The 6,291-nt window shown below is 32.5% G+C and carries 7 protein-coding genes; all 7 read right to left on the bottom strand.

Annotated features, from left to right (window positions below; genetic code table 11):
• Positions 1-1,555 (bottom strand): nucleoside kinase (locus tag KBI38_02165; protein MBP8628866.1); only part of this gene is annotated, 1,555 nt, incomplete at its 3' end.
• 25 nt (positions 1,556-1,580) lie between these two features.
• Complete coding sequence (locus tag KBI38_02160) at positions 1,581-2,570, bottom strand: inorganic phosphate transporter (protein MBP8628865.1); 990 nt, start codon at positions 2,568-2,570, stop codon at positions 1,581-1,583.
• A complete protein-coding gene (locus KBI38_02155; GenBank protein ID MBP8628864.1) occupies positions 2,563-3,195 on the bottom strand; it encodes a DUF47 domain-containing protein in 633 nt (210 codons plus the stop codon). Before KBI38_02155 ends, KBI38_02160 begins: the two co-directional genes overlap by 8 nt.
• Before the next feature lie 90 nt (positions 3,196-3,285).
• The gene (locus KBI38_02150; GenBank protein ID MBP8628863.1) at positions 3,286-4,200 is read right to left on the bottom strand and encodes an alpha/beta fold hydrolase; all 915 of its coding nucleotides are present in this window, start codon (positions 4,198-4,200) and stop codon (positions 3,286-3,288) included.
• Between the two features lie 93 nt (positions 4,201-4,293).
• Positions 4,294-4,653, bottom strand: coding sequence for a hypothetical protein (locus KBI38_02145; GenBank protein ID MBP8628862.1), 360 nt, complete (start codon positions 4,651-4,653; stop codon positions 4,294-4,296).
• The gene (gene floA / locus KBI38_02140; GenBank protein ID MBP8628861.1) at positions 4,653-5,633 is read right to left on the bottom strand and encodes a flotillin-like protein FloA; all 981 of its coding nucleotides are present in this window, start codon (positions 5,631-5,633) and stop codon (positions 4,653-4,655) included. The genes KBI38_02145 and floA overlap by 1 nt, the downstream gene beginning before the upstream one ends.
• An 18-nt stretch (positions 5,634-5,651) precedes the next feature.
• Positions 5,652-6,287: a serine protease gene (locus KBI38_02135; GenBank protein MBP8628860.1), complete on the bottom strand. Its 636-nt coding sequence runs from the start codon at positions 6,285-6,287 to the stop codon at positions 5,652-5,654.
• Positions 6,288-6,291: the final 4 nt, after the last annotated feature.

The following is a 6,291-nucleotide window of genomic DNA, read 5'->3' as shown; positions in this document are numbered from 1 at the left end:
GTTTCGCTTCAACATATTCAGGCATATCTTCATGAATTTCAATTAATAATTCTTCGGCATATTTTTTCAACACAGCTAGTTCATAAATCAGCGCAGAGTTAAACATAATATCAGCATCTTCTTGATACGGAAAAATATTTTTTTCTTCGCCACGTCTAACCGATGCCCATTGTTGCAACGTACCAAGTGCACTATTGCCACGGAAATTATGATCCCTAACCATTCTTCTTAATAATCTAGCATCAGTTGTCGAAATTCTATTATGACTATCTAAGGCTAACTGCGTTAAAGCACTAATATAGATTTTAAACTTACTTTCACGCGGTAAATCTTTGGTTAACCTTTCATTCAAACCATGAATTCCTTCGATAATAATCGGTTGCTTAGGATTAATCTTCATTTTATGACCGCTTGCTTCTCTACTACCAGTTACAAAATTATATCTTGGAATTTCAACCTCTTCACCGTTTAAGAGTTGAATTAAATGTTTGTTGAATAGTTCTAAGTCTAAAGCTTCGATTGATTCAAAATCCATTTTACCGAATTCGTCCAGCGGTGTTTCGGTGTGATTTAAAAAATAATCATCTAAAGAAATGGCAGATGGTTCAATACCATTAACTCTTAGTTGAATCCCTAGCCGCCTAGCGAAGGTAGTTTTCCCCGAAGATGATGGTCCCGCAATTAAAATGATTTTTATCTGTTCAATATTATTCTTTATGTAATCAGCGATTTGTGCTATTTTCTTTTCGTGCAATGCTTCTGATATTCTTATAACATCTTTAAAGTCACCAGAAAGAATAGCTTTGTTTAAATTACTGACATAACCACATTTTAGAATATTGCCCCATTCTTCTGCTTCTTCAAAAACATTAGCTAATCGTGGCAAATCTTTAAATTTAATTTTTTTAGGATTATTTTTATTAGGTGAACTTAGCAAAAAGCCATCGCGATAACGCTTTAAATCAAATAACGATAAAACTCCAGTACAATCAACAACATAACTATATAAATAATCATATATTTCCCCACAATAATATAATGGAATTTCCTCTTGTTCCAATTGATTAATCAACGTGACTTTTTCGCAACCCCATAATTTTTCAATTTTTTGAATTGCTTCATCTTTAGAAAATACTTTTCTAATAATTGGTCTATTTTCAGTTATAATTTCTTGCATTCTTTGTTTTATTTCCCAAACATCATCATCAGTTAATGGATTGTCGAGATAAATTTTTCCATAAAGTGCATCTGCTAAGGAATGTTGAATTTTAATTTGTGCTTTAGGATACAACTCTTTTGTAGCTGTTAATAAAACAAAGGATATTGATTGTTGATAAATCTTATTGCCTAGCTCTGAGGATAAATCAATAAAATTAATTTTACAATCTTGCTCAATTTTATAATTTAATGTTTTAACCTTATTATTAACAGATGCAGCAATAATTGCTGCATCTGTACTAAAATTTTCTTTTTCTAAAATTCCGCCTATTGTTATGCCTTTTGTAAAGCTAAAATCTTTATCATTAATATTAATAAGTACTTCATTCTTTTCCATAATTACACCTCATAGGCTGTTATTTTTAAAATAATAACATGACAATTTTATAAGTGATCGCACTAACCAAAGCCGTGCAAGGAATAGTTAATACCCACGCCATCAACATTTGCTGAGCCACGCCCCATCTTACTGCGCTAAGTCTCTTCGCTGTACCAACCCCCATAATAGAGCCAGATACAACATGAGTAGTACTAACTGGTAAATGTAATAGTGTTGCTCCGAAAACAACCATTGATGAGTTTAAATCTGCCGCAAAACCGCTTATTGGCTCAAGTTTAAAAATTTTCCCACCCATTGTTTTGATTATTTTCCAACCACCGGCCGCGGTACCAAGACCCATTGCTGTAGCAGCAGCTAATTTAACCCAAGTAGGAACTTCCAATGTATTAATATAGCCACCACTTAACAGTGCTAGTGTTATAATACCCATTGCCTTTTGTGCATCATTAGATCCATGAGAAAATGCCATTAAACCAGCTGATAAGATTTGCATTTTTTTGAACTTATGATTTAATTTGGCCGGAGCAAAATTACAAAAAATAAAACCTAATGTTTTCATTATTAAAAAGCCAATTCCTAGAGCAAGTAGTGGCGATAAAATTAATGATGCAACAATTTTCATAATGCCAAACCAATTTAACCCGGTTGTACCGGTTGAAATTAATACCGCTCCCATAATACCACCAACTAAAGCATGTGAAGAACTGCTAGGAATTGCCTTCCACCATGTTAGTAAATTCCAAAAAATTGCACCAACCAATGCTGCAATAATGATATGTTGATCAACCATTTTAGCAGAACTAACAATATCGCCACCAATAGTTTTTGCTACTCCGGTACTAAACATTGCTCCAGCAAAATTTAGCACAGCGGCAAACAAAACCGCAACTTTAGGGGGAATTGCTCTGGTCGAAACAGATGTTGCAATAGCATTAGCAGTATCATGAAAACCATTAATATAGTCAAATAGCAATGCTAAGATGACTACTGTAAAAATTAAATACTCAAGCATATTTCATTACCACGCCTCTTAGTAAGTCTGCAATATCTTCACAATGATCAATACACTCTTCAAAATGTTCTAATATTTCTTTCCACTTAATAATCTCAATTGGATCATTACATGTTTCAAACAAACAAGCTACTTCTTTGCGATAAATTTTATCGCCTTCACTTTCCAACACTTTAATTTTTTGAGTGAATTCTAAAATCTTTTGTTGATTTCCTTTAATATTTTTAATTAGATTAAATGCTTTAACTAATTCAGCCGTACAATCAACTAAAATTCTTGTTAAGTCAATCGAACCAACACTAGCTTCGCCTGTACGATATAACACCATTCTTTGAACAGTTTCTTGAATATAGTCAACACCATCATCCAGTCTTGTTGCCAATGCATAAATATCTTCGCGATCAATAGGTGTAATAAAAGTTTGGTTAAGTTTGTCGATGATTTCATCATTAATATCATCTGCCGCATGTTCAAGCGTTGCAATCTCTTCCATTTTTTGCTTTAACTTAGCATTATCTTCAGCACCATCATGTAATACTAATGCACCTTCATGAAATAAGTCAGCACTTTTAGCAAATAATTCAAAGAACTCATTGTCCTTATTTTTAAAACTAAAATTAAACATCTTTTTCCTCCTATTTTTATAATAAAAAAGCTCTACTCTTAACTATACCACTTTTATATTAATTATACAATGAAGCTACTGTCAAAAGGCTTATTCTTGCAAAATGAATTCTGTAATATTTCTCACATATTTATCTTTATCAACTGAATATGACTTTACATGTTCCGCCTTAGGAAACGTTATTAGCTTAGCATCACTATAATTATTGGCAATAATTTCACTGTTTTTCACATCAATATCGTTGTCATTTAATCCATGAATTAATAGCATCTTCGTATTTTTCAAATTCTTAACTTTATGAAGCGGACTTACTTCTTCAATACTTAATTCACTAATTAGCGGAGTCATTTGAATACAAGTAAAATTAAACGGAAATGGCGGCAAATTTGACCATATGGATAATTTATCTTCCATATACATTTTTAAATCAGCAAACGGTGAATCAGCTATTATTTTTTTAACCCTCGGTTCTTTTTCCGCCGCTAAAATAGTAGCAACTGCCCCCATCGAAAAACCATGTAACACAACATCATTATTAACATCATTTCTATTTAAAATATAATCATACGCTCCCAACAAATCATAGGCTTCGTTGTAGCCAATCGTTGTCAACGCTTTTTGAGATTCGCCAGAATTACGCATATCAAACATTACAACATTGATACCTTGCTTATGTAGTTCTGTTACGAGATCGATTAATGGCACATCATCTTGTAATCTATTTTTACCATAACCATGCGCAAAAATAACTGTTTTCTTATTGTCCGGTGCTTTTATTAACCAGCCTTTTAAAAACACATCATTTTTCCTGCTATAAAACCCTATATCTTCGGCCTCTATAAAATCTTTTCTAATATTATAATATACTCTTTCTCGACTTGGATGCGATAAATTCCAAACTACCATTGTTGATATAATATAAACCGCACTAATGCTTATTAGCAATAATAGCAAACTAAACTTTATTATAATACGATAATTAAAATTAAAATTTATTTTTTTCAAAACAATCTCCTCATAGCTTTCAATACACTAAATTTATTTTAACAAAAAATAAAAAGCAATGATATAGTCTAAAAAAATATCATTGCTTTTCTTTTATTCTTTTCTTTGATTATTTAAATTTTGATACGCTTTTGGTGGCTGTAAAATTTGAGCAAAAACAATACCATTGAGAATGTTTTTTTTATTTAAACTATGTTGCTGTTTTTCTTTTTGATGCTGAAATAAGTTTTCTCTTGCTTCTTCAGCAGTTATTTTTCCCTCAATTACCGCCTTATAACTTTTCACTTCTTCATTAGGAAGTCTTATTGGTGGTTTTTTATGTTTTAAAGTCGGTATTTCAAACTTTTCATTACTATTAGGCTCATTTTCACTTTTGTTTTTAATTTTCTCAATAAAATTACTAATTATTGTAATAATTATAAAAAAGATTAAAATACTGATAATATCCATCACTATTTACCATCTTCTAGCGGATTAATTTGACCAATAGCCTCACGCATTTTGGTATCAGCTGTTATATTATTCATATTATAATAGTCCATAACACCAATGCGTCCTTCTTTTAAAGCTATCGCCATCGCACGAGGAACTTCCGCTTGAGCCTCTACTACTTTTGCGCTCATTTCCTGAGTATATGCTTTCATTTCCTGCTCATGAGCAACTGCCATTGCTCGACGTTCTTCAGCTTTAGCTTGTGCAATTCGCTTATCTGCTTCAGCTTGATCAGTCATTAATTCCGCACCAATATTTCGACCAACATCAACATCGGCAATATCAATCGATAAGATTTCAAAGGCAGTACCAGCATCCAATCCTTTTGATAAAACTGTTCTAGAAATGTGATCTGGATTTGCTAAAACATCTTTATGATCATTAGATGAACCAACTGTTGTTACTATTCCTTCGCCAACTCTTGCCAGAATAGTAGCTTCACCAGCTCCCCCTACAAGTCTATCAATATTTGCTCTTACTGTAACTCTTGCTTTAATTTTTAATTCTATCCCATTTTGCGCAACAGCTGATACTGTCGGTGTTTCAATCACTTTTGGATTAACACTCATTTGTACTGCCTCCAGCACATCACGACCTGCTAAGTCAATTGCTGCTGAACGCTCAAACGGTAAAGGAATTTGCGCACGATGAGCTGCAATTAATGCATCAATAACTCGGTCTACATTCCCACCAGCTAAATAATGAGCTTCTAATTGATTAACACTAACATCAATCCCTGCCTTATTAGCTTTTATTAAAGGCATTACAATATAAGCCGGTGTAACTCGGCGTAGTCTCATTCCTACCAAAGTAAAAATTCCTACATCAACACTAGCTGCTAACGCTGAAATCCATAACCCTAGTGGAATAAAATGCAAAAACGTCATAATTGCTATTAAAAATAAAATAATAATCGCCGCAAAGCCTAAAAACTCACTCATTACAGTCACTTCCTTTTTTTAAATTTTCTTGACAATTATCTTATTGCCTATTATTTCAACTATCTCCACCATAACTCCAATATCAATAAATTCACCTTGTGAAATCACATCAATTTTTTGCTCAGCTATTTCAATACTTCCTGCCGGTCTTAATTTTGCTATTACAACACCCTTCTTTCCTAGTAACGAACTATAATCAAGACTACTAGAAAAGCCCTCAATACTACTTTCAGAATCTTTCAAAACAACATTATTCCAAAGCTTACTAGATGGTATTTTTTTTAATATTAAAGCAAAAAATATTATGGCAATCAATAAACTAAGCAACAAAGCATAAAATGCCGCCATATTGCCTCCTAGTGCCATAATAAAGCTATAAAAAATAGCCAGCATTCCTATAATAGCAAATAAACCAATTCCCGGAAGAATAATCTCAATGGTAATAAAAATTACTCCAATTAAAAAAATTATTATTTCCCAAAAAGATACACTACCTGCCATATATTCACTAAAAAACAAAGCACCAGCCGCAATAATTCCTAATAAAGCACCAATGCCTGTCCCTGCCGTTTTTATTTCAATTAACACTGCTAAAAAAAATACTGCTATCAATAAAATTTTAACGACTGGCAACAGTAAAAGTTCTGATTGCATAATA

The organism is Negativicutes bacterium, from assembly GCA_018052945.1.
In the GTDB taxonomy this organism is placed as follows: Bacteria; Bacillota; Negativicutes; order JAGPMH01; family JAGPMH01; genus JAGPMH01.
Note: the sequence above shows the minus strand (reverse complement) of the source record. Positions and strands in the feature narration are given on the sequence as shown.

Bases quoted from the DNA above. Each gene is read 5' to 3' on its own strand.
- KBI38_02160 (MBP8628865.1), bottom strand. From the start codon at position 2,570: ATGCTTGAGTATTTAATTTTTACAGTAGTCATCTTAGCATTGCTATTT.
- KBI38_02155 (MBP8628864.1), bottom strand. From the start codon at position 3,195: ATGTTTAATTTTAGTTTTAAAAATAAGGACAATGAGTTCTTTGAATTA.
- floA (MBP8628861.1), bottom strand. From the start codon at position 5,633: ATGAGTGAGTTTTTAGGCTTTGCGGCGATTATTATTTTATTTTTAATA.
- KBI38_02135 (MBP8628860.1), bottom strand. From the start codon at position 6,287: ATGCAATCAGAACTTTTACTGTTGCCAGTCGTTAAAATTTTATTGATA.